Below are 23,734 nucleotides of genomic sequence, written 5' to 3' on the forward strand. Positions count from 1 at the left end.
TGTTCCTATAATTTATTCCTTCCGCAGCAGCGCTTCGCCTGCAATGCCTGGATTGGTCATTTGGTAAGGATCGAGGATGATGTTCAGCTCTTCTTCCGTCAGCACGTTGTACAGCAGGCACAGCTCCCGAACCGACTTGCCGGTCGTGATCGCTTCGCGCGCAATGCGGGAGACGACTTCGTAGCCGAGGTGCGGATTCAGTGCCGTAATGATGCCGACGCTGTTCTCGACATATTCCCTGCACCGCTCCACATTAGCCTGAATGCCCTCGACGCAGTGTTCGCGGAACACCCGGAAGCCCTGATTCATAATTTCCAGCGATTGCAGCAGGTTGTAGACCAGAACCGGCTCCATGACGTTCAGCTCCAGCTGGCCGGCTTCGGATGCCAGGCAGATCGTATGGTCGTTACCGATCACCTGGAACGCGATTTGGTTGATAACCTCGCACATGACCGGATTGACCTTCCCCGGCATAATGGAGGAACCCGGCTGGCGTGAAGGGAGAGAAAGTTCCCCAAGTCCTGCCCGTGGGCCGGAAGCCATCAGCCGGATATCGTTGGCGACTTTGGACATGTTCATCATGCAAATTTTTAAGGCGGCGGACACCTCGGTGTAGGCGTCGGTATTCTGGGTGGCATCGACTAGATGATCTGCTGCCTGCACCGGAAAACCGCTGAGCTCTGCCAGAATTTCGGCCACGCGCTTGATGTAGGTCAAATCGGCATTGAGGCCTGTACCGACCGCCGTTGCGCCCATGTTAATATGCAGCAGGTTGTTCTTGGTGGCTTTGACCCGCTCAATGTCACGGCCCAGCACGCGGGCGTATGCCTGGAATTCCTGCCCGAGACGGATCGGAACGGCGTCCTGCAGATGGGTTCGGCCCATCTTGATCACCGCGTCAAACTCGTTGGCTTTATCGACGAAGGCCTGGTGCAGATCAGTCATGGTGGCCACGAGCTTGTCAATCATGGTCAGTGTCGCCAGATGGACGGCGGTCGGAAACGAATCGTTGGTCGATTGCGCCATGTTGACATGGTTGTTCGGGCTGATATCGGCGTAGCTGCCTTTTTCCTTGCCCATCAATTCCAAAGCCCGGTTCGCAATCACTTCGTTCGTGTTCATATTTATCGATGTACCGGCGCCGCCCTGGATCGGATCCACGATAAATTGGTCGAGCCACTCACCGCCAATGATCTCATCTGCGGCTTGTACAATGGCCTCACCTTTGGCTGGAAGCAGCCGTTTGATTTCCATATTAGCCAATGCTGCAGCCTTTTTGACCATGGCCATCGACCGGATCAGTTCAGGATGCAGACGCTGTCCGGTAATCGGAAAGTTCTCCTTTGCGCGTAGGGTTTGAATGCCGTAGTATGCATGGTTGGGAACTTCTTTGGTGCCTAGAAAATCTTTTTCCAATCTCATGAAAATCAATCCTCCGGGTATCTGTACTGGATAAGTCAAAGAGCCGCATGTAAACGCTGTGATTTGTCGGACTCGCTACCATTATACGCTGGTTGTCTTGAAATTTGCTAGTTTATTGTCAACGAGGGGTGTAAAGATCATTCATTTGTCCACTGAAAACGGACGATACGGACCTGGGGGACGGTGAATTTGATGTACTTCTACACACATACGTTTGAACTTTGTATTGGTGGCAAGGCTTACATAGAAGGAGCTTTAACGTTTCGCACAGCTTGGCATAACAAAGAGGAGGCGTATCATGATCATTATCTGGCAGTCGGCGGTCGTAGCGCTGGCGGGTCCCGAGTCTCCGGAGGAGAGGAACATGTTCAGAGAAGTCATTGACAATGCCGACCAACCGATCGTTCAGGACCGTCTTCATTAACATACCCGGAGGATGAGTGTTTATGATTCGTCACATCGAAGAATTGGTGAACAAGCCAAAAAGCCCGGGTATGCGAACAAGCATACCCGGGCTTCTCTATTTTTAAGCGTATAAATCGGTTAAACGGAATGCGGAACCTTTACATCAGGATTTACGTCGGCTTCATAATCGACGCCATCCGTCTCAAAGCCGAACAGCTGGAAGAATTCGCGGCGGTACCCATGAAGATCGGTCAGATCATAGATGTTGTCTGATGTGATGCTGTTCCAGATGTCGGCGACTTCAGCCTGCACATCTTCGCGGAGCTCCCAGTCGTCGATGCGGATTCTGCCGACTTCATCCACAGGCGTTTCGCCACCGGTATACAGACGGTCGGTAAACAGGCGGTAGGTCTGCTCGATGCATCCTTCGTGGATGCCTTTTTCTTTCATGACCTTGTACAAGGCGGAGATATACAGCGGCACGACCGGGATCGCCGAACTGGATTGGGTCACCAGCCCTTTGCTGACAACGACATAAGCGCGTCCGTTTTTGGCAGCCAGCTGATCGTTCAGCATCAGCGCAGTGGCTTCCAGGTGATCCTTGGCTTTGCCGATGGAGCCTTCCCGGTACACGGCCTGGGTGATGTCCGATCCGATGTAGGAGAAGGAAATGGTGGCAGCTCCGTCGGCCAGCACGCCGCCCTGCTCCAGCGCATCGATCCACAGCTGCCAGTCGTCCCCGCCCATGACCGCAACCGTACCGCGGACTTCTTCTTCCGTAGCGGGTTCAATGGTCACTTCGCTGATTTCGCCGGTGTGGAAGTTGACGGTTTTATTCGTATAGGGCTTGCCCAGCGGTTTAAGGGTGGAATTGTACACTTCGCCGGTGACCGGATCGGTTCTCCGGGCGGATGCCACACTGTACACCACCAGGTCGACCTGACCGAGTTCGGAACGGATCAATTCCACCGTTTTCTCCTTCGTTTCAGTCGAGAAGGCGTCCCCTGTCACGCTGAAAGATTTTAGCCCGGCCGCTTCAGCTGCTTGTTCAAACGCGGCGGAATTGTACCATCCGGCGGAGGCTGTCCGTTTCTCGGAACCGCTGCTTGGGCGGTATACGCCTACGGTATTCGCTCCGGCCCCGAATGCAGCTGTGATGCGTGCCGCCAAGCCATAGCCCGTCGACGCGCCGATTACGAGCACGTTTTTCGGCCCTTGGACGGCCGGCTTGGATTTGACGTAATCGATTTGGGCCTGGACCTGCGCAGCGCATCCTACAGGATGTGCCGTCGTGCAGATAAAACCCCGTGTTCTTGGTTTGATGATCATGTGAATGATTATCCTCTCTTTTTAAAGTAAAGTATCGTTTGTTTGGAGTCAGGTTTATGTATCCTATAGAACAGCCATGAGGAAACTCCTTTAATGATATTATATCTAAAAACCGAAATACAAGGGTTTAAGCGGTGAATGGTAGAAGCGGAGAGATTTCGGGATGACCATCCATTTGACAATGAGAATCATTATCAAGTAAGATGAATACAGTCCGGAAATCACGGAGCCGACATGAGGCGATGATTCCGCAGGAATACAGCCATCATATCGATAGACGGGAGGAACCACCTATGTTTATTCAATTGAGAACCATGGCTGTGCAAAAAGGGTACAGCGAACAGGTTGCGGCCAGATTCACCAAGGACGGCCCGATGGACGAGATGAACGGATTGATCGACAGAACGGTCATGGTCAATACCAGAGGAAGAGAGCAGGACGAAGTCGTCGTCATGATCCGCTGGGAGTCCCAGGAAGATTGGAAAAATTGGGAGAAAAGCGACGCGCATCTTCAAGGTCATCGCGACAAGAAGGGCCAGGAGCCGCCAGCCTATATGATCAGCACAACCGTCAAAATGTATGAAGTGCAGGCTGTGAAGCCGGGCAAGGCTTCTTCCAGCACCAATTAACATCGGAAACAAGAAAAAACCGCCACTAACGGCGGTTTTTTGTGGCCTTCACGATTATTCCGGGGCGTCTTCTCCGGCCGGCTCTGCAGATGCTGCTCGGTCTCTGCGCCCGTAAATCCGGTACAGTACAATTCCGAACAGCGTTCCCGTCAGCGACATGCCGGAAATCGTCAGAAACAGCGTCCTCCCGCCGAATGCCTCATACAGCGCACCGCCTGCAAAGGAAGCGATAATGCCGGAAACCCCGAAGAACAGCAGCGCCAACACCGTCTGCCCGGTTGCCCGCCATTCGACCGGAACGATGCGGTACAGGTACTGAATGGCGGCGGAATAAAACACCGGAAAGGTGAGCAGCTGCAGTAACTGCAAATAGGCGAGGAGATGCGGGTCCTCAATCCAGGCCGATGCGAAAAAGCGTATAAAGTAAAAGAAACCCGAAAAGGCAATCAGCATCAGCTCGCTGCCTTTGCGAAGCCACCAGAAGCTCAAGGCGAACACGACGATTTCGCTTCCCGCTGCCAGAAACCAGGCTTGTCCCACCAGGCTGGCCGTCCCGCCCAACTCCTTGATGTAAACTCCTAAATAAGTATCGTTCATCCGCGCGGGGATCGAGCTGATAAAGATCAGGATGAGAAAGAGCAGAGTTTCCTTGCTGCTGAGAAAATGCTTCAGGCTGGAAAGGGTGACCGGTTTGCCCGACACCGGAGCGTCCGGCATGAACAGCGTAATGACAAAGCTGACCAGACCAATGGCCGCAAACAAATACGCCAGGCTGTGCGCGCCATACGAAGTCATGAAATAGCCTGCGAACAATGACATCACTGCATAGCCAAGCGCCCCATAGGTGCGAAGCGAGCCGTAGCTGATCCCCGCCGATTCGGCGACGCGGAAGTTCAGGCTCTCCGTCAGCGGATCGACCGGCATTAGAAATAAGTAGGTGAGCATGGCAAACAGGATGATCAGGCTGTACGTGCCGGTATGGTACAGGACAAAGCCGGTCATGATGGCGCAAACGAGAAGGAGCAGCAGCACTTTCCGGATCGTTTTGGTCCGGTCGCTGATCATCCCCCACAGCGGCTGGGCCACAATCGTGATAAATCCTCCTGTACCGACGATGAAGCCGATCTGGGAAGGCGATAGTCCCTGCTCATCAAAATATACGGGGAGAAACGGAATGAAAATGGCCAGCAGGGCGAAAAACAGAAAATTAAACGCTTTAACAGGAGCGGAAGTTCTCATGGGTACAATAGATCCCTCACGTCATTTTGGAAATAAGTTGAATTGCGTTAGGACATTGTATCATGAATCTATCATTTTCTAAATCACCGATTTGTCACGGAAGGGGCGGACGTAGTATGGTAGACTAGAGTTACAGACTTCAACAACAGCGGGGGAAATGATGATTAAATTGGTATCTTGGAACGTGAACGGGCTTAGGGCCTGTGTCAATAAAGGTTTTATAGAATATGTAAAGCAAGTGGACGCGGACATCTTCTGCGTGCAGGAGACGAAGCTCCAGGAAGGGCAGATCTGCCTGGACGGCATGGACGAGTATTACCAATACTGGAACTACGCCGAGAAGAAAGGCTATTCCGGTACCGCCGTCTTTACCAAGCAGAAGCCGTTGTCCGTGTACTCCGGGCTGGAAGAGGACGGGGAGCCGGAAGGGAGAATCCTTACGCTCGAGTACGAAGGATTTTACTTGGTCAACGTGTATACGCCCAACGCGCGCCGCGATCTGTCGAGACTGGATCTCCGGCTGGAATGGGAGGACCGGTTCAGAAGCTACATTCAGCAGCTGGATGCGCGAAAGCCTGTCATCATTTGCGGGGATCTAAACGTCGCCCATCAGGAAATCGACCTGAAGAATCCGAAGTCGAACCGTGAAAACTCGGGTTTTACTCCTCAGGAACGCGGCAAAATGACTGAACTGCTGAATACGGGGCTGATCGATACGTTCAGACATTTTTACCCGGAGCAGGAAGGCGCGTATACCTGGTGGTCCTACATGCCCAAAATCCGTGAGCGGAACGTGGGCTGGCGGATCGACTATTTTCTCGTATCGGAACGGCTTGCCCCGTCCCTGATTGACGCCCAGATCGATCATCTGATCCTGGGGAGCGATCATTGTCCGGTGAAGCTGCTGATGGACGAAACGAAGCTGTAAACGGTGGATCTTGTCCTTGTAATCCGTCATCCCTTGGCTCACTGCGGCAATCAACATGATCAGACATTGCAGCGGTGAGTGAGGGGCATGATCCCACTTTTTAATACCACCCACAAAGATAGGGTGTTGACAATCCGGTAAACTGTATGCTACTTTATTTCTATAAATTTAGAAATACGAAATCAGGAAGGAGGAGCAGATATGAACGAAGATGTGGAGTCCAAGCAAGCCGTAAAAATATACAAGGCACTGGGCGAACCGACTCGTTTGAAAGTGGCGATGATCCTTTCCCGGGAAGGTGAAGCCTGCTGTTCCACGCTTGGGACCAAGCTGGAAACTGTAGCGGACTCCACGCTGTCCCATCATCTGAAGCAGTTGGCAGAGAGCGGTCTGCTGGATTCGCGTAAGGAAGGCACCTTCATTTTCTACTGCCTGAACCGTGAGGTAGCGCAGAAATATGCGCCATTTCTGTTGAACTAATTTTTTTTGTCCTTTATTTCCATGATTGTAGAAATACGAAAATATTATTCAAAGGAGTTTGATTGCATTTATGACCAGCACCTGGAAGATTTACATTTTGGCCATTATCAGTTTTTTGGTAGGTACCTCGGAATACATCGTTTCCGGTATTTTGGATAAAATTGCGGATTCGATGGGCATTACAGTCGTTGCCGCGGGCCAGCTGATTACCGTGTTCTCACTGACATACGCGATCGCTACGCCTGTTCTCATGGCCCTGACGGCAAGGTGGGACCGTCGCAGGCTGATGATCACGGCCCTTGGCATTTTCGTTGTCGCCAACATCTTGTCGTTCGTGCTGCCCGGATATGAACTGCTGCTGGCGTCACGTATACTGATGGCGCTTGGTGCGGGGATGGTCGTCGTCACGGCGCTCAGCATCGCCGCCAAAATTGCGCCTGAAGGTAAACAGGCTGGCTCTTTGGCCACCGTCATCATGGGCTTTACAGCTTCGCTCATCATCGGTGTGCCGCTCGGAAGAATGGTCGCGGCTGCTTTTGGCTGGAAAGCGGTATTTATCGGGATTGCTCTGCTCGGCATTGTCGCGATGCTCATCATTTCGGTGACCATCCCGCGGATTCAGGGAGACGCGCATGTGCCCCTTCGGCAGCAATTTTCCCTTCTGAAAAATCCGAGAGTTGCGCTGGGCCTTTCTATCAGTTTCTTTTGGCTGGGCGGCTACTCGGTGGCTTACACGTATTTGTCCCCTTATTTGCTTCAAATATCCGGATTGCAGGAGAGCCTGCTGAGCACGGCCTTGTTAGCTTTTGGTATCGCCAGCCTGGTCGGCTCAAAAGTGGGAGGCTTCAGTGCGGATAAGAAAGGGGTGACCTTCACCCTATTGAGCGGGATGACTCTTCACGTGATCGCTCTTATTCTACTCAGTCTGGCCGGCCACTCGGCGTTCGCCGTGTTCGCCATCCTGATCTTGTGGTCATTCGCCGCATGGTCGACAGGACCGGCACAGCAGTACAATCTGGTGACGATCAAGCCGGAATCCTCCGGTGTCATGCTGGGGCTCAACCAATCGATGATGCAGCTGTCCATGGCGGCCGGCGCCGGCATCGGCGGCGTAGTCGTCTCGGGCGTCTCGCTGTCGGCGGTTACTTGGATCGGGGCCGTGGGGGTACTGGTTGCGATGCTGGCGCTGCTCGGCTTGAATCAGCTGTCCGCACGGCGAAAGGTTGCGGCGACGGAATAAAGGAACGGGTCTTCCACTCGCATGGAGCAGAAAAACTACGTTTATATCTAAAAAAGAAAGCGGCCAGTCCTCTTTAGGGACTGACCGCTTTTGTTATTTTAAACCCACTTGCCTGCGCGGAACACCGGCTCGACGGTGCCGTCCGGCAGTTCACCGTCAATGTCCAATTGGTCCGAACCGATCATGAAATCGACATGCGTCAGGCTGACGTTGCCGCCTTTGGCGAGCAGCTCCTCTTTGCTCAGCTTGGTTCCGCCCTCGATATTGACCGGATAGCAGCTTCCAAGCGCGAAATGGCAGGAAGCATTTTCGTCCACGCCCGTATTGTAGAAGACACGGTTCATGAGCGAAATCGGGGAGTCATGAGGCACCAGCGCCATCTCGCCGAGGTAGGACGCGCCTTCATCCGTTTCCAGCAGCGATGTCAGGTGCTCGCGGCCCGATACGGCATCGTATTCCGTCACTATTCCGTCTTTGAAGGTTAACTTGATGCCGTCCACCAGCCGGCCGTTCAGGTTGAGCGGAAGCGTGCTGGATACCGTTCCGTTGACTCCGGTCCGCAGGGGCATCGTGTAGATTTCCTCCGTCGGCATGTTCGCCACAAAATACACGCCGTCCTCCTTCAAATCCCCGCCGCCGAGCCACAGATGCCCTTCCGGCATCTCGACCCGCAGGTCGGTTCCTGGAGCACGGTAGTGCAGGCTCTTATACCGCTTGTCGTTCATGTACTGCTGCCGTTTTTTCAGCTCGGCGATATGATCCCGCCAAGCCGCGACGGGATCCCCGCTGTCGACGCGGTTCATGCGGAATACGGCTTCCCACATAGCCGGGACGCGTTCTTCCTCCGGCAAATCGGCGTAAACCTTGTTCGCCCAGGCGCGGGTCGGCGCCTTGATCAGCGACCAGCTGACCTTGTTGCTGCGTACGTAGGCCTGATATTTCTCGCGGGCCACCGCCGCCGCTTTCACGGCCGTCGATACTTTGGCGGAATCGATGCCGCGGAACAGCTCAGGGTCGGGCACCTTGATGTGCAGTACCGCGCCGCCGCCTTCGGCGAGCTGCTCCATCATGTCCGCCTGCCACTTCGGATAATAAGCGAACGAATCGTCAGGCGCTTGTTCATACCGGATGCGGGTCAGCTTCTCGTCGTCCCAATCGACCTGAACATATTTGGCGCCAGCCGCATAGGCTTTGGACACGATCTGCCGCGTGAAATCTACGGTTTCCAGCGGGGATTGCACAAGCAGCACCTGGCCGGGCTGGATGTTCACCCCGACCTTGATGACCAGTTCGGCGTATTTCTCCAGCATTTGTTCAAAATGATCCATGATTCAAGTTCCTCCATCGTATGTGAAATGGCATTCCTGCCGAGAAAAGAATGTCTGTCTACCAGTGTATCTCTATCCATTTCCATGATGCAAGCTTATTGGGGCTTCCCGTCTTTTTCGAAAAACTTTTTTGCATGCCTGCCGGAGTTTAGGTTTTTTTAAGTTTCGGCTGATATCGTGTTTGTCATATGAAGGAAGGGAGAATGGACATGAACAAAGCGGTAAAAAACGTGCTGATCATTTGCGGATGCGTCATTGTGATCGGCGCGGGGGGGACCTATTTTTATCAAAAAAACGCCAGCGCGACGAAAACGGAAACGGCGACCATTACATATGCCGTCGAGAGGGGCGACTTGTCCAAAACGGTAACGTCCTCCGGCAATGTGGAAGCACCCGAATCGGTGAACCTGAGCTTCAGCGGAAACTCCAAAGTGACCAAGGTCAACATAAGCGTCGGGGAAGCGGTGAAAAAGGGGCAGCTGCTTGCAGCGATGGATGCAACGGCGCTGCAAAACGAGCTGCTGTCAGCCCAGGCGAAGTATGACAGTGCCGTGGCGAAGCTGGACAGCATCCAGGCTGGAACGGACTCGGCTACCTTAAGCGAACAAAAAGCCCAGGTGTCCAAGGCGCAGTCCGACCTGGAGAATGCCAAGACGGCGCTTACGAACGCAAAAAAGGCGGCCAATGCATCGTACCTGCAGGCACAGGTGGACAAGGCCAAGGCTGCCGTCATCAGCACGCAGGCCAAGCTGGACGAAGCGAAGAAGGGGACGGACCCGTCCCAGATTTTATTCGCTCAAGTCGCGGCGGATAATGCCCAGAATGCTTATAAACAAGCGGTATCGCAGCAAAGCAATCTGGATCAGCTGAAAGAAGCGGTTACCAATGCCCAATCACAGGTGGATAGCGCGTCCCGCGCCTATGATCAGGCGGTTTCGCAGCTGGCCAAGCTGCAGGAAGGGCCGGCTGAAAGCGACGTGGCCAGTGCCAAAGCCGACGTGGCCATGGCACTCGCTGCCTTGAACGACGCCAAGGCCAACGCAGCCGGGGCAAAAATTTATGCGCCGTATGACGGCATCATTTCCGCCGTGAACGCCAAGGTTGGGGAGACGGTTGCCGGCGACGCTGCTTCGGCCATCTCCATGTACTCAACCGGCGGAAGCTTCCGGATTTCGGCCTCCATCGACGATACCGATATCACCGATGTGAAGGTCGGCCAGGACGTAAATATAACATTTGACGCGCTCACGGGCGTAACGCTGAAAGGCAAAGTCGTGTCCAAGGCGGTGCTCGGGGAAGCGCAGACCAGCGGCGTCGTGACGTTCCCGGTCGGCATTGAAATCACAGCGGGTCAAGATAACGCAGACAAGCTGATTCCGGGTATCAGCGCGACGATTGCCATTATTACCGACGGTAAGAAGGATGTATTGAAAGTTCCTGATGCGGCGATCAAGTCGTTTGGCGGACGGAAAATCGTCATGGTCGACAAAGGCGGCAAAGAGGAGCAGGTGGAAATTACGACCGGCCTTGATGACGGGGCTAATTCCGAAGTGCTGACCGGATTGTCCGAGGGCGACAAAGTAACCATTACGATGACGACGACAAAGACAAGCACCGGAACGAGCCAGGGAACTATGGGCGGCTTTGGCGGCATGGGCGGTATGGGCGGCTTCGGAGGCATGAACGGAGGCGGCGAGATGCGGCAGTTCAACCGCGGCGGCGGTACGGGTGGAACCGGAGGAACTGGCGGAGGCGGAGCACGCAGCGGCGGCATGGGAGGTGGCGGACAGTGATTACCTTTGATCAAGTGAAGAAAATTTATGCATCGGGCGAGAACGAGGTCCAGGCGCTGAAGGGCGTTACCCTTCAAATCGATGAGCGCGAGTTTGTCTCCATTATGGGACCGTCTGGTTCAGGCAAATCGACCATGATGAACGTGATCGGCTGTTTGGATAAACCGACTTCCGGCAAGTACATGCTGGACGGCATCGACATCGGCTCGGCATCGGCCAAGCAGCTGTCGGAGGTGCGCAACCGCAAGATCGGTTTTGTCTTTCAAAACTTTAACCTGCTCAAGCGAACCTCCGCCATTGAAAACGTCGAGCTTCCGATGCTGTATGCGGGCAAAAACAAAAAGGAGCGGCGGGAGAAGGCCGAGTACTGCCTTGAGCTGGTCGGCCTGAAAACCCGGATGCATCACAAGCCGAATGAGCTCTCCGGGGGACAGCAGCAGCGGGTGGCTATTGCCCGCGCCTTGAGCAACGACCCCGCCATTATTTTGGCGGACGAGCCGACGGGCAACCTGGATACGGCATCATCCGAGGAAATCATGGGCATATTCCGGAGCCTGAACGAAAAGGGGCATACGATCGTCATCGTCACCCACGAACCGGACATCGCCGCCCATACGAAACGGGTCATTTGGTTTCGCGATGGCCTGATCGAGACGGACCGGCTGAATACGGAGCGTGAGCGGGTATGAATGTGGGGGAACTGCTGCGCATTTCAATCCGAAGCTTACGGTCCAACATGCTGCGCTCCTTCCTGACGATGCTTGGAATCATCATCGGCGTGGCGACCGTCATTGCCATGATTTCCATCGGTCAGGGAACGAGCAAGCAGGTGACGAGCCAAATCCAAAGCCTGGGTTCCAATCTGATCACGGTTACCGCAGGCTCGGGGTCGTCAACAGGCACAGCGGCAGGAGGCAGCCAAGGCGGAAGCACGGGCACGCTGAACATTTCGGACGCTGACCCGATCTCCAAAATCGATACCGTGAAGTACGTCGCGCCGGTCTCGCAGGTGAGCGCGCAGCTGCTGAACGGATCGAACACGGCCTCCGCCACGATCATCGGCTCGACGCCGGACTATGCCGACATCAAATCGTGGGAGACGGACATCGGACGTTTCTTTACCGAAGATGAAGTCAATGACCGGGCAAAGGTCGTGGTCCTTGGCGCAACGACGGCGGAAACGCTATTTGGTGAAGCGGGCTTCGATGCGGTCGGCAGCATGATCAAAATCAACAACATCCCGTTTCGGGTCATCGGTGTGCTCAAAGCGAAGGGTTCTTCGGGAACGGTTGACCAGGACGACACCGTCATCGCGCCGATCACGACGATTCAGTCCCGGTTTCAGACCGGGAGCTCCCGGAGCAGTGTCCGGCAAATTTTGGTCGAAGCCAAATCTACCGACGTGATCAACAGCACCATGGCGCTGATCCAGTATACGATGCGCCAAAGCCATAAACTTGGCGGGGCCGACGATGATTTCAGGGTTCAAAGCCAGGAGGATGTCATGTCCTCCGCCGAAAGTGTCACCAAAACGCTGACCCTCTTTCTAGGCGGCGTGGCGGCGATATCCCTGCTCGTCGGTGGAATCGGCATCATGAACATCATGCTGGTGTCCGTTACCGAACGGACGCGGGAGATCGGTATCCGGAAGGCGATCGGGGCCAAGGAAGGGACGATTCTATCGCAGTTTCTGTTTGAATCGGTCACCTTGGCTATCCTGGGCGGTGTGATCGGCGTCATCCTTGGCTTCGGCGGCTCCAAGTTCGTCGGCAAGCTGATGGACGTGACCACCGCGGTGTCCATGAACTCCGTGCTGCTTGCCGTCGGGTTCTCAGCCTGCATCGGCATCGTATTCGGCGTATTCCCGGCCAGACAGGCCGCGAAGCTGGATCCGATCGAGGCGCTGCGGTACGAATAGGCTGCCGTTTGTGACGAACGGATTTATTTGAATCGGTTATCAACCGACTCAAGAACATTTCATCTTGGGTAGAAAAAAGGGCATTTCACCGAATGATGTTCGGCGGAATGCCCTCTTGCCATTTATGAAGCCGTTACCCAGCGTATTTGTGATGCCGATACACGGCTTTTTAAGTGTCTCTTGGAAAACCTGGCCATACCGATGGCTGGTTTATCCCAGCTGTTTTTCCGCCGCATCCACCGTGTGCTTCAGCAGCATGGCGATGGTTACCGGTCCGACGCCCGCAGGGACGGGTGTAATGGCGCTCGCTTTTTCAAGACATGCCTCATAATCAACGTCCCCGACATTGCCTTCATTGTAGCCTGCGTCCAGAATGACGGCGCCGTCCTGAATCCAGTCTCCCTGAATGAATTTCGGTTTGCCTACTGCGGCAACAACGATCTCTGCCTGGGACACGATATCACCAAGGCCTTTCGTTCTCGAATGGCAGATCGTAACTGTGGCATTGCGGTTCAGCAGCATCAGCGAGACGGGCTTGCCGAGAATCGGGCTGCGGCCGACAACAACAGCGTGCTTGCCTTCTACAGGAATCCGGTAGTAATCCAGGATGGTGATGATGGCCGCCGGGGTACAGGAAGGATAGGCGGCAAAGCCGAAAGCATTCTGCGCAAATCCCAGCGTGGTGACGCCGTCGACGTCTTTTTCAATGGCGATCGCGTCGAATGCGGCTCTTTCATCAATCTGATGGGGAACCGGATGCTGCAGCAGAATACCGTGAACGTTCGGGTCGGCGTTAAGCTTCTGAATTTCCCGGATAAGCTCCTCGGTCGTCGTCCCCGCATCCAGTGTGATTTTTAACGATTCCATCCCGAGCCGTCTGCAGGCATTGCCTTTCATGCGCACGTATGTGGCCGATGCCGGGTCGTCGCCTACCAAAATGGTCGCCAGGCAGGGGGTAATCCCTTGCTCGGACAGCCGTTTCACCCTGCTAACCAAGCCGTCCTTAATGTCCTGCGCCACGCGCGCTCCGTCCAAAATCAACGTTTGTTCTGTCATTGTCTGCATCTCCTTTAAATCATGGTAAGGTCCAGAAAAACATAAAGAGGCAAGGGGAAATCCCCCTTACCTCTGCCCAGGCGTACGGCTGTTTATATCCATGTGCTCCCTCATGGTTCATCCCATGTTTCCGCCAGTCGCACACAGTCCATCTATGTAGAATGATACCTTATTGTGCTTACGGGCACAATGGGGAGTTTTGAGAATGATGCTTATGTGCCGCCGTTTCTTTTAAACACGATGTAATCCATTTTTGTCTCAACCAGCACCATCAGCTGCTGCGCCATATAAGACGCCGTGTATTTAAAATCAACCTCTGCCCAGTGCATAATGACCCCTACCGTGGCCGACATCCGGTAGCTCAGCATGATTTCGTAGTCGATCGGCGGCTCGGTCGGTTCCATTTCGATATGCATGTCCTTCCGCATCGACTCCCTGAGCCTGTCGTACATGTCCATCGCCAGCTTTCCGCGTTCGACTCGCGATAAGGCCAGGAACACATCTTTATGCTGTTCGATATGTTCAAACAAGCGCAGCCCTGAGGGGTAGGTCATCGAGGCTTCAATTCGCTCCAGGCCCTCATACGGCTTGACGAGCAGTTCGGCGATGCCCTGCAGAAACTCGTCGTGGATTTCCTTGAGCAGGTCTTCCTTGCTGACGAAATGCTTGTAAAAGGTACCCCGGTTATAGTCTGCACGGGCCGCGATGTCCATAATAGTCACCGAATCGAAGCCTTTATCGAGAATTAAGGAAACGAGAGCGGATTTGAGCGCCTGCCGGGTTCTTCTGGCTCTGCGGTCAAGAACGTGTTCATCTGTCAAATGCATCTGCCTCCAGCTTGTCGTTTCTCCTATTATAACGTAAGTTGGGATGCCGCCAAAACGCAGAAAATCATCAACAAAGAGAAGGTAAATGTTCAAGATTGTCATGGTTCGGTGACATACGGCGGCAATCTGTTGGATAGATGACATTATTTCGAAATATGATTATTGTGTAAACAATTAATAAAGGTGTAACCTATACATGTAGCAGACATGAGCTATAAAGCCTATAAATCATTTTATAAACTTTGTTGAAAAGGAAGCGATTCAGTCATGAGTCAAACACAAACGAAAACTGCAGTCATTACCGGCGCCGCCGGCGGAATCGGGAAAGAGCTGGCACGGCGTTTGGCCGAGCGCAAGCTGAACCTCGTCCTGGTCGATTTGAAGGAAGATGCGGTCAAGAGCGTCGTCGAGGAGCTTGGCCTGAACGATACCAATTCACTGGCGATCGCTGCCGACGTATCCAAAGAGCAGGATGTGCAGAACTATGTGAACCGTGCGGTTGAAAAATTCGGCACCATCGATTACTTTGCGAACAATGCAGGGATTGAGGGCCCTACCGGGCTGATCGAAGAGCAATCCGTGGAAGCGCTTGATCTGGTATATAACGTCAACGTCCGTGGGGTGTTCCTGGGGCTGCATTACGTTATTCCAGTTATGAAAAAGCAGAATTCCGGCGCAATATTGAATACGTCTTCGCTTGCAGGCCTGATGGGCGCGCCAGGAGTGGCCCCATACATTATGTCCAAGCATGCCGTGATCGGCTTGACGCGTGTTGCTGCCAACGAGCTGGCTTCGCTGGGCATCCGGGTTAATGCGGTTCTGCCGGGAACGATCAACACCCGGATGATGCGGCAGATTGAGGCGAACTCAGGCAATGCGGAAGCGTACAAAGCCGCCAATGAAGCGGCCACACCGATGGGCCGTTACGGCGAGCCGCAGGAAGTAGCGGCGGTAATGAACTTCCTCCTCTCCGATGAAGCTTCATTCGTTACAGGTTCCCTGTACACGGTAGACGGCGGAATGGTCGGTCAGTAATCACGACAACCGGATTCGGCCAAGAAAAAGAGGAACAAATGTTCCAGGAATTTATTGACAACTGTGAGAAATAGCGATATAGTGGGTTCAACATAGTGAATGGAAGCGGGAGAAGCACCCTGCAGGAAAGGCGTCATGCCTTACTTGCGGGGTGCTTTTTTTGTCCATTTATTATGAATTTTGATGATTTGGGGGAGAGATGGAGATGTCGTATGTAAAAGTTTTATGGAAAAACAGCTTGTTGACGGTTTTATGCTGTTCGGTCGCGTTGTTCTTGCTGGGTCCGGCCAAGGCGGACGCCGCATCGGACAGTGCCTGGGACGCCGCTTTACAGAGTATAGGCGTGCTTCATGACAGCTATAAGGCGCTGGATGAGGCCAACAAGCTGAAGAAACAGCAGATTCAAGTGCTCCGGAAACAGAATGATGACCGGTTAAAGACTGTCAATGCGAAGGTGCAGGGGATCGACAAGGCCAAGATCGATAAGCTGAAATCCGAAGCCGATCAGGCTCAGAAGAAATATCAGCCGCTGCTCAATGAATATACAGACCTTGGGAAGAAGGCGGCGGATGCGAGAAAACGCAAGGACCAGAAGGCCGCGCTTCAGTACGATCTGAAGCGCAACCAGATCAAGGCCTCGGCCAGTGCGGCCCGTGCGGAAATCAAGAGCCGTAAGGATGCGCTCGCTGCCGCCAAGAAGGAAGCCTCGGCCAAAGCCAAGGCGGTGAAGGATACGTTGGCCCAAGTCCAAACATTAAAGAAGCAGGTGACTGCCGAGAATAAGAAGATTACGGCAGCGAACAGCACCCGGAGCGCATCGGACAAACGGTATAAAGCGGCAGTCAAGCTCGGGAACGCGATCACAGCCACGGCTGAACTGACCGTGATGTATAAGGAGCTTGGTAAAATCAGCGCTTCCCTCAATCAAATTTACCAATGGGAGAAGCAGATCGATTCCGTCATCCGGACAGCGGAAACCAAGCTCCCCAAGTCTTGAAGGACAAGCGTGATATGTCCTAGTGAAGTATGTTTTGCCAAGGGGAACTACTCCTTTTTCTCCGGTTCGGTTGCTGCGGCCGGCTGCCAAAGGATAACATGCCGGGTTTTGCTCCATTTTTCATAGAACAACTGCGGCTCCTTCTTGAATACGCAGATGACGACATGGATAAAGAAGACGGTATTCAAGGCAAACACGATGAGTCCCAGGATCATGCGAAGGATCGGCGGAACGGTGTCAAGGGAGCCGGCCAGAACCCGGTTGACTCCAAAAAACAGCCAGTAGAGGATTCCATATCGAACCACAAGCGATTTAAGGGAGATTCGCTCCCCTCCATCGGCCAGACGGATGCGGACAAGCCATTTGCCGGGAGTCAGTCCGCCCGTCAGCCAAGGTACCAGCATGAAATACAGTCCTGTCGCAACCCAGAAGGAAGCCGGTATATGCAGAATATGCAGAATGCCAAGCAGCATCGCCCAGACGATCCCGTCCGCCATAAAGGCGATTCCCCTCCGCGTATAGGTCACCCGTTTGGCGGCCCGGTCGATGTTGGCATCCAAATGCTCAATACGGGGAAGAAGGCCGGATAACCATTCGGCTGCCAAGAATCCAAGCAAACCGCCGAGCGTGTTAGTGATCAGGTCATCGACGTCGAATACCCGGTACGGGTGATCGTAGATCCCGAATATTCCGGTGAGCTGGGTCGTCTCAAACAGCAGCGACAGCAAAAACGACAGCAGAATGGAAAGTTTCCATCCCGTCCGGAAATAATAACGGAGGATCATACCGAACGGCACGGTAAGAAACACGTTGAACACCACTTGAAGGAAGGCGCGTTCCGTAAGCAGCCGCAGGTACGTCGAGGGCTGCGAAGACACGACGGACGTTTCTTTCAGGATGTCGTGAATGAAATTCAGCGGCACCAGCTGAAGCGCCCCTCCGGCCATGGCGGGATTGTGCCGTGAAGATGGCAGCGGAAGGATGACCAGAAACAGTGCGTTGAGCAGGTACAACAGGAACAGGTACAGCACAAACGCCCTGATTTTATGGATATAACCGTGTCTGCGGTACTGGACGACCATGAAGGGAATGGTAAAAAATAGTGCCGCAAAGGGAAAAGACAGAAATGCATAAGAGATTGGAAATACATACGAATGAAACACGACTAAACTGCACCGCCTTAATTTCTTTATGTTTTCTTTCGGCCTTGCCATCGGCTGAATGTACATCATAGCATAAGTATGATCGGTTTCTGGTTAAATTTTGTTTAAAAATCATAAAGAATCGTGAAGCAAATACAGAAAATTCGGCTAAATTTCTATCAGGATGCTTAAGCAAAATGTTATACTTGAACTTATGGTTTTTGTTCTAATACAACAAGATTCAGCAGGAGGATATTTGATGTCACAACCAGATGGGGTTTCATTGCAGAAAAAATTAAAACCAAGGCATATCAGCTTGATGGCCATGGGTGGAGTCATCGGCACCGGTATCTTCAAAGGCAGTGCCGAAACGATCGGTCTCGCCGGACCGGGCGTCATTATCTCTTACGTCTTCGCCGGGCTGCTGCTGCTCGTCGTCATGGGAGCCATGGCGGAAATGGCTACGGTTTACCCGGGTAAAAACATGAAGGACTTCGTCCGTGAGGCCTTTGGTGAGAGAGTGTCCTTTATTATGGGGTGGATGTACTGCTTCCTGTGGCTTTCCGTGTGCGTCATTGAGATTATAGCGGCCGGCAGCTTTTTGCAGTATTGGTTTCCCGGGGTACCGTTATGGTTGCTTAGTCTAGCCAGCGCGGCCTTCATTATTCTGATTAATCTGATGAGCGTGGGAAGCTTCGGCGAGTTTGAATTTTGGCTGGCGGGGATCAAAATCGCCATGATTATCGTCTTTATCGTTTTAGGGACATGCTTGATCTTTGGGATCATTCCGAGCAGCAACACGCCGTATCTGCATAACTACTCGGCGGCCGGAGGATTTCTGCCCAACGGGTGGACGTCCATCTTTTCCGCTTTGCTTGTGGTCATGTTTTCCTATGGGGGCTCGGAACTGATCGGTTTGACATTGACGGAAACGGAAAACAGCGAAAAGGTGCTGCCCAAAGTGGTGCGCAATTTTATTTTGCGGATCATATTATTTTTCACGCTGCCGATCCTCGTGATATGCGGGCTGATTCCCTGGAACCAGCTCGGCCCCGAGTCGAGTCCGTTTGTCCAGGTACTGACCGCGACCGGCTTGTCCGGGGCGGCGGATCTCATGAATTTTATTCTGGTTACAGCAGTGCTGTCCGCAGCCAACTCGGGAATTTACGGAGCTTCACGCATGCTCCACTCCATGGCTGCAGCCGGCGAAGCATCGCCGGCTCTTGCCCGCACGAACCGGAGGGGGATCCCGGTAAATACGCTGTTATTGTGTGCCGTGATCTTGATATTGGGATCCATGCTGGGCATGTTTGCGCAGGATCAGTTGTTCCGCGTGTTAATGGCTGTTCCGGGATTTTGCGTCCTGCTGGTCTGGATCTGCATCTCCCTGGCACAAATCAAGCTGCGGAAGTCGTATCCGGTGGAGCCATCCTTTAAGGTTTGGGGGTACCCGTATGTTACTTCTGCCGTCGTGGCCTGCTTGGCGGTAATCGCGGCCATGTTTTTATTCGATGCGCAGAACCGGCTTAGTATCGGCGTATGCATTGCCGTACTTATCGTGCTGATTATCTGGTCCATGATCCGGTTTTCCAGGACTGGAGGAAGAAGTAAGTAAACGAAAGAAAACGAATGATGCGCTTATGAAGCGGTTTGGATTGTCTCGTATGACCCATCCCATTTGATATTTTTATCAAGACTATCGAATTTATTGAAACCTGAAGCTGCCTCCGTCCGTCTAAGATGGTAATGGAGGTGCAGCATGAAGAATACGATTAAAATCAGTTCGATTCTGCTGGCGCTGGCTATAGCTGTTGCGGTAACCGCATGCAGTGACAAACAGGAAACGGCGCCGGGTACGCCAGACCACGTGGATGAGCAGAACAATCCGTCAACCCAGCCCGGGAATGCTGAACAGGTACCGTCCGTGAGGGAAGGAACCGGAACGTATACCGGCCAGGCTGATCCGCATACGGTGGAAATTGTGGTTGACGGCAAGCCTACTGCTTTTCAGCTGGGTGACGGGCTGGATCAAGCGGTAGCCGATTTACAGGAGCAGGACCCAGTGCAATTCAAATACGAAGAAAAGGCTATTGAAGGCGAGGATACATTAAAGCAGCTCGTACTGACCGAAATTAAAAAATCGGACAGCGTGCAAGGAGCAGGCGAAAGCGGCGAAGACGGCACATCCGGCAAGGATTCATCTTCCAGTGCTTCTGCCGGCGGTCAATCTGATTCAGGAGACTCTAAATCATCCGCAAGCAGCGGCAGTGTCAGTAAGCGCCCTGCCGAGGGCAAGCTGGAAGTCACCTTGGAAGGCAACGACGAAGTGCGGCCCGCCAAGCTTGTTCAGGCTGAAGGGTACTCGCTGTATATTCCCGAACAGTTTTCATTTGATGCGGGCAAGCATCTGCTGTATATGAATGTTGATCACGAGTACTCGGTCCGTATTGAGAAGCTGCCTGCAGATTTCAATTTGGACCAGCTGGAGTCGCAGGGGAAGAAAGAGCTTAAGCCGTATGGCGAAATCAAGAAGCTTGGGGCGGCAGACCTTACCGGTCCGATGAAGGACGCGCTTATTTTTTTGACGGCATTCGATTCCTCGGGAACTCATGAATATATCGTGAAGAAGCTTGACGGCAGCGGATTTGTTTTTCATGTCACACAGCCGCAGAGGGAAGCTTCTGAAGGCTTTGGACCGCTCGCGTTTGCAGCGCTGAATTCGATCGAAAACGAATAGCTTCAAGCTGAAATTACTGTTGTTTGCACGGAAATTTGCATGAATAAGAAGAGAAAAACCGCCATCTGGCGGTTTTTTTCGCTTACGGTTTGTTGCCGGCAGAACGCCGGGAACCGGCTGACCCAGGCCACGCAGTGCGAATAACAAGCTCTGCGATGAGAAGCAGCAAAGGAATCGTAATAAACACGCTGATCCGGTAGCTGACCGGGTAAGGACTTCCGGCAAGCGTGCGGATCGTCCACGTGAGGACGTGGACAACCAGGTTTGTAAAGCAGAATGCATAGCTGCGAGCCATCCACTTCCGGTGGCTGGCCATTTGCTTTTTCCGGATCTGAATTACAGCGATCACCGTGAATGCCGGCCATAGCATCGTTAACAGGTTAAACGCAATGCTGACCGACCTTCCTCCCGTGGCGACCGGTGCCATATAACCTGAGGTGAGGCCAACCAGCATGACACAGATGACATATAAATATCCGTTGAACCGGTGGAATTTTACGTGTCTGACCCGGATCCGTGCTGCGAAGTTGACGGCTCCGCAGATCATGGCCAAGCAGGCCAATATGGCATGAATCCTCATGACGATCAGCCACAGGTTCGGGTTCAGGGGATGGTTCAGGTCGGTTTTGAAACCGAGGAAAGCCGAAGCTTGTGGATCCTGAATGATCTGTACATAGGCGACGTATAAAATAAAGGCGGTGATGACCAGCAGCATCAGGGCATAATAGCGCTTGCTTTTTGACATGGCAAAATACTCCGCTCCATTTGGAGATAATGTTCGAACCGCGGCAGCACCGTGGTGGCCGAACTTCGTTCGGAAATTTATGCTATAGGAAAACGGCTTTGCTTGCAACGCATGTTTGGTGTCGTTTTTGTGACGAAATGGATTTTATTAGAAAAATAATATTTGACAGATGAGTACAAAATTAAGTAAGCTAAGAATCAATCCAATCAAACCTACGAAAGGGATGCCTAAACATGAGTAAAAGCGGTAGACCCCGTGAGTTCAAAGACACAGCCGTCATCGATGCCGCTGTGGAGGTGTTTTGGTCACAGGGATACGGGTCCTGCTCAACAGACGATTTATGCAAGGAAACCGGTCTCGGCAGAGGAAGCTTGTACAATGCCTTCGGGAGCAAGCATGAGCTGTACGAACAGGCGCTGATCCGATACCATCAGGTGGGGATCGAGACCCAATTGGACATTCTGCGCAAAGACGCTCCGGTGAAGGAGCGGCTGCGGGAGCTGCTGGAATGGGAAATCCGGGAGGGCTCGACAGCCAAGGACCGTGGATGTTTGCTTATTAACGCGTCGGTAGAGCGGGGAAAGTCTGACCCGACTGTTGAGCGGATCTTCAAACAGCATGTGGCGCTGCTGGAGCAGGCTCTCGAGGAAACGATTCGCGAAGGGCAGTCCGTCGGCGAAATTTCTCGTGAACGGGATACATCGGAGCTGACGGCTCTGTTCCTCAGCTGTTGTTATGGCCTGCGTGTGATTTATCCGGGGACCATGAACCGTGCGTTGGCCCGGCAGATTATTGACGGCACGCTTGCGGCCATATTTTAGCAGAATCCCTGGGAGTCAGAGATATATTTAATCTATCATCTAGTCTATCTAAATCATTGTTTGCTGTTGTGTTCGTATTCGAGCTGCCGCTTTGCGCTGTACGATGTTCACGCGATGGACGCGGCTGTGCTTTTTGAATAATTTTGTACTAGTGGTTACAAAAGTGGGACGTAAAATGAGCCGCAAAGTTATAACCATTGAAAAATGGAGGTGAGGCACAAGTAAAGACGGGAGCAAGGTGGAGATCAAGGTGGAGATATAGAGAACACACAGAGGAAATACAGTGAGGATAAAGATGAGATTCCGAGGAGCTTTCGAGTAGATTCCTAAGAGTTGTAGAGGAGATGCAGAGAAAAATATAAAGAAAATATAGAGGGGGATTCCTAGGTGACATGCCTGGAGAGATCCCTGCGTCTAATTTTGTACTGAGTGTTACAAAATAATAAATAAAGGAGCTGTTTACATTGCCGCTTGCGATTTATGTACTGGGACTGATGATTTTTTCCATGACGACTTCTGAATTTATGGTGGCGGGGATCATGCCGTCGCTATCAGAGGAGTTTGGCGTATCTGTCGCCGCCATCGGATATCTGATATCCGCTTATGCTGCGGGGATGATTATCGGCGGGCCTCTGTTGACAGTCGGATTGTTAAAAGTGCCGCGCAAAAAAGCCTTTCTGGCATTGTCCACCGTGTTTCTGATTGGGCAGACGCTGGGAGCGCTCGCGCCGAACTATGAACTTATGATGGCTGCCCGGATTATTACCGGGGTTGCCTCGTCGGCCTGCTTCGGCGTGTCCATCGCGATTGCACTCACCTTGGTTCGTCCGGAAGCAAGCGGCCGTGCCGCCTCGATCGTCCTTGGCGGATTGATGGTCGCAACCGCCGTCGGGCTGCCCGCCGCCATGCTGTTCGACCAGTATCTCGGCTGGCGGGCGAGCTTCTGGGCTGTCGTTGTCCTTGTGCTGGTCTCGGGAACGATGGGGCTCCTGCTGATTCCGAAATCGCCTAAAGAGGAATCTCAAACGATCAGCCTCCGCGGGGAACTCGCGGAATTCAAGAACCGGCATTTGTGGGCAGCCTTCGCGACCAGCATGCTGATCATTGGGGCGACGTTTGCGGCATTCAGTTACTTTTCACCGATACTTACCGATGTAGCGGGTTTCAGCGCATCCATGGTGCCGCTCCTGCTCGGGGTTTACGGGGTGGCAACGGTCATCGGCAACACTATCACCGGCAGACTGGCCGACCGGTACATGATGCCGATTATGACCATCGGCCTAGTCGTGCTTACGGGCGCGCTGATCATGTTCGGCCTATTTGCCGAACACCAGGTCGTTGCGGTTATCGCCGTCATCGTGATCGGCCTGGTCGGGGTCTCCATGAATCCTCCCATGGTGACCCGTGTGGCCAGAGCTTCGAACGGTGGCTCGCTCGTCAATACGTTCCACGTCTCGGTCGTCAATTTCGGCATTGTCGTCGGTTCCACCATTGGCGGGCTCACGATCGATCATGGCTACGGCCTGGCATCACCGTTGTGGGTTGGTGCGGTTCTTGCCGTGCTTGGCCTGCTGTCGCTGATTCCATATTTGAAAAAGACCCCGGCTCCAGCTGATTCCGCAGCGGTTCCGGAAAAAACCTGTGCGTAAGCGTGAAGAGCTGG

At 53.2% G+C, this 23,734-nt stretch carries 22 protein-coding genes and 1 riboswitch; of the genes, 14 read left to right on the forward strand and 8 right to left on the reverse strand.

Annotation, left to right across the window (positions count from 1 at the left end):
• Nucleotides 1–12: 12 nt before the first annotated feature.
• On the reverse strand, nucleotides 13–1,422 hold the full coding sequence (gene aspA, locus BCV73_RS08135; RefSeq protein WP_076167538.1) for an aspartate ammonia-lyase: 1,410 nt from the start codon (nucleotides 1,420–1,422) through the stop codon (nucleotides 13–15).
• Between the two features lie 298 nt (nucleotides 1,423–1,720).
• Here aspA and BCV73_RS35705 point away from each other — a divergent pair, with 298 nt between their 5' ends.
• Nucleotides 1,721–1,846: a hypothetical protein gene (locus tag BCV73_RS35705; protein WP_256992776.1), complete on the forward strand. Its 126-nt coding sequence runs from the start codon at nucleotides 1,721–1,723 to the stop codon at nucleotides 1,844–1,846.
• Between the two features lie 119 nt (nucleotides 1,847–1,965).
• Here the strand turns inward: BCV73_RS35705 and fabV are convergent, their stop codons facing one another.
• Entirely contained in the window at nucleotides 1,966–3,156 is a 1,191-nt protein-coding gene (gene fabV / locus BCV73_RS08140) for an enoyl-ACP reductase FabV (RefSeq protein ID WP_089546700.1), read from the reverse strand.
• Between the two features lie 293 nt (nucleotides 3,157–3,449).
• On the opposite strand from fabV, the gene BCV73_RS08145 reads away from it, so the two are divergent.
• Nucleotides 3,450–3,785: an antibiotic biosynthesis monooxygenase gene (locus BCV73_RS08145; protein WP_076167530.1), complete on the forward strand. Its 336-nt coding sequence runs from the start codon at nucleotides 3,450–3,452 to the stop codon at nucleotides 3,783–3,785.
• A 54-nt stretch (nucleotides 3,786–3,839) separates the two neighbouring features.
• Here BCV73_RS08145 and BCV73_RS08150 read toward each other — a convergent pair whose 3' ends face one another.
• The gene (locus tag BCV73_RS08150) at nucleotides 3,840–5,024 is read right to left on the reverse strand and encodes an MFS transporter (protein WP_089546701.1); all 1,185 of its coding nucleotides are present in this window, start codon (nucleotides 5,022–5,024) and stop codon (nucleotides 3,840–3,842) included.
• 163 nt (nucleotides 5,025–5,187) lie between these two features.
• Between BCV73_RS08150 and BCV73_RS08155 the strand changes: the two genes are divergently transcribed.
• The 3 genes from BCV73_RS08155 to BCV73_RS08165 all read left to right on the forward strand — a co-directional run bounded on the left by BCV73_RS08155 (nucleotide 5,188) and on the right by BCV73_RS08165 (nucleotide 7,672).
• Entirely contained in the window at nucleotides 5,188–5,952 is a 765-nt protein-coding gene (locus tag BCV73_RS08155) for an exodeoxyribonuclease III (protein WP_076169474.1), read from the forward strand.
• 201 nt (nucleotides 5,953–6,153) lie between these two features.
• The gene (locus BCV73_RS08160) at nucleotides 6,154–6,432 is read left to right on the forward strand and encodes an ArsR/SmtB family transcription factor (RefSeq protein WP_076167525.1); all 279 of its coding nucleotides are present in this window, start codon (nucleotides 6,154–6,156) and stop codon (nucleotides 6,430–6,432) included.
• Between the two features lie 70 nt (nucleotides 6,433–6,502).
• Nucleotides 6,503–7,672 (forward strand): MFS transporter, encoded by a 1,170-nt coding sequence (locus BCV73_RS08165; RefSeq protein WP_089546702.1) that lies wholly within the window; start codon nucleotides 6,503–6,505, stop codon nucleotides 7,670–7,672.
• A gap of 98 nt (nucleotides 7,673–7,770) precedes the next feature.
• Here the strand turns inward: BCV73_RS08165 and BCV73_RS08170 are convergent, their stop codons facing one another.
• Complete coding sequence (locus BCV73_RS08170; RefSeq protein WP_089546703.1) at nucleotides 7,771–9,000, reverse strand: aminopeptidase; 1,230 nt, start codon at nucleotides 8,998–9,000, stop codon at nucleotides 7,771–7,773.
• 209 nt (nucleotides 9,001–9,209) lie between these two features.
• Between BCV73_RS08170 and BCV73_RS08175 the strand changes: the two genes are divergently transcribed.
• Genes BCV73_RS08175 through BCV73_RS08185 form a run of 3 tightly spaced genes read left to right on the forward strand, consistent with a single transcriptional unit; the run spans nucleotide 9,210 to nucleotide 12,711 of the window.
• Entirely contained in the window at nucleotides 9,210–10,793 is a 1,584-nt protein-coding gene (locus BCV73_RS08175; RefSeq protein ID WP_179231926.1) for an efflux RND transporter periplasmic adaptor subunit, read from the forward strand.
• Entirely contained in the window at nucleotides 10,790–11,482 is a 693-nt protein-coding gene (locus BCV73_RS08180; RefSeq protein WP_089546705.1) for an ABC transporter ATP-binding protein, read from the forward strand. The genes BCV73_RS08175 and BCV73_RS08180 overlap by 4 nt, the downstream gene beginning before the upstream one ends.
• Nucleotides 11,479–12,711, forward strand: coding sequence for an ABC transporter permease (locus BCV73_RS08185; RefSeq protein WP_089546706.1), 1,233 nt, complete (start codon nucleotides 11,479–11,481; stop codon nucleotides 12,709–12,711). Before BCV73_RS08180 ends, BCV73_RS08185 begins: the two co-directional genes overlap by 4 nt.
• Before the next feature lie 210 nt (nucleotides 12,712–12,921).
• Here BCV73_RS08185 and BCV73_RS08190 read toward each other — a convergent pair whose 3' ends face one another.
• Together BCV73_RS08190 and BCV73_RS08195 are read right to left on the reverse strand one after the other, a co-directional pair.
• Nucleotides 12,922–13,767 carry a bifunctional 5,10-methylenetetrahydrofolate dehydrogenase/5,10-methenyltetrahydrofolate cyclohydrolase gene (locus BCV73_RS08190; protein ID WP_089546707.1) on the reverse strand — a complete coding sequence of 282 codons (846 nt, stop codon included), beginning with the start codon at nucleotides 13,765–13,767 and terminating at the stop codon, nucleotides 12,922–12,924.
• Between the two features lie 67 nt (nucleotides 13,768–13,834).
• Nucleotides 13,835–13,918: riboswitch (ZMP/ZTP riboswitch) on the reverse strand.
• 61 nt (nucleotides 13,919–13,979) lie between these two features.
• Nucleotides 13,980–14,588, reverse strand: a complete 609-nt coding sequence (locus tag BCV73_RS08195; protein WP_076167508.1) for a TetR/AcrR family transcriptional regulator — start codon at nucleotides 14,586–14,588, stop codon at nucleotides 13,980–13,982.
• 273 nt (nucleotides 14,589–14,861) lie between these two features.
• Between BCV73_RS08195 and BCV73_RS08200 the strand changes: the two genes are divergently transcribed.
• Nucleotides 14,862–15,629: an SDR family NAD(P)-dependent oxidoreductase gene (locus BCV73_RS08200; protein ID WP_076167506.1), complete on the forward strand. Its 768-nt coding sequence runs from the start codon at nucleotides 14,862–14,864 to the stop codon at nucleotides 15,627–15,629.
• Between the two features lie 205 nt (nucleotides 15,630–15,834).
• Nucleotides 15,835–16,626, forward strand: a complete 792-nt coding sequence (locus BCV73_RS08205) for a hypothetical protein (protein ID WP_089546708.1) — start codon at nucleotides 15,835–15,837, stop codon at nucleotides 16,624–16,626.
• A gap of 47 nt (nucleotides 16,627–16,673) precedes the next feature.
• Here BCV73_RS08205 and BCV73_RS08210 read toward each other — a convergent pair whose 3' ends face one another.
• Entirely contained in the window at nucleotides 16,674–17,789 is a 1,116-nt protein-coding gene (locus BCV73_RS08210; RefSeq protein WP_089546709.1) for a VanZ family protein, read from the reverse strand.
• A gap of 238 nt (nucleotides 17,790–18,027) precedes the next feature.
• On the opposite strand from BCV73_RS08210, the gene BCV73_RS08215 reads away from it, so the two are divergent.
• Nucleotides 18,028–19,383, forward strand: a complete 1,356-nt coding sequence (locus tag BCV73_RS08215) for an amino acid permease (RefSeq protein ID WP_076167500.1) — start codon at nucleotides 18,028–18,030, stop codon at nucleotides 19,381–19,383.
• 144 nt (nucleotides 19,384–19,527) lie between these two features.
• Entirely contained in the window at nucleotides 19,528–20,505 is a 978-nt protein-coding gene (locus BCV73_RS08220) for a hypothetical protein (protein WP_089546710.1), read from the forward strand.
• Between the two features lie 82 nt (nucleotides 20,506–20,587).
• Here BCV73_RS08220 and BCV73_RS08225 read toward each other — a convergent pair whose 3' ends face one another.
• Nucleotides 20,588–21,250: a DUF2306 domain-containing protein gene (locus tag BCV73_RS08225; protein WP_256992777.1), complete on the reverse strand. Its 663-nt coding sequence runs from the start codon at nucleotides 21,248–21,250 to the stop codon at nucleotides 20,588–20,590.
• 233 nt (nucleotides 21,251–21,483) lie between these two features.
• Between BCV73_RS08225 and BCV73_RS08230 the strand changes: the two genes are divergently transcribed.
• Nucleotides 21,484–22,071 carry a TetR/AcrR family transcriptional regulator gene (locus BCV73_RS08230; RefSeq protein ID WP_089546711.1) on the forward strand — a complete coding sequence of 196 codons (588 nt, stop codon included), beginning with the start codon at nucleotides 21,484–21,486 and terminating at the stop codon, nucleotides 22,069–22,071.
• Between the two features lie 464 nt (nucleotides 22,072–22,535).
• Nucleotides 22,536–23,720 carry an MFS transporter gene (locus BCV73_RS08235; RefSeq protein WP_089546712.1) on the forward strand — a complete coding sequence of 395 codons (1,185 nt, stop codon included), beginning with the start codon at nucleotides 22,536–22,538 and terminating at the stop codon, nucleotides 23,718–23,720.
• Nucleotides 23,721–23,734: the final 14 nt, after the last annotated feature.

It is taken from the genome of Paenibacillus sp. SSG-1 (assembly GCF_002224835.1).
GTDB lineage: Bacteria > Bacillota > Bacilli > Paenibacillales > Paenibacillaceae > Paenibacillus_AQ > Paenibacillus_AQ favisporus.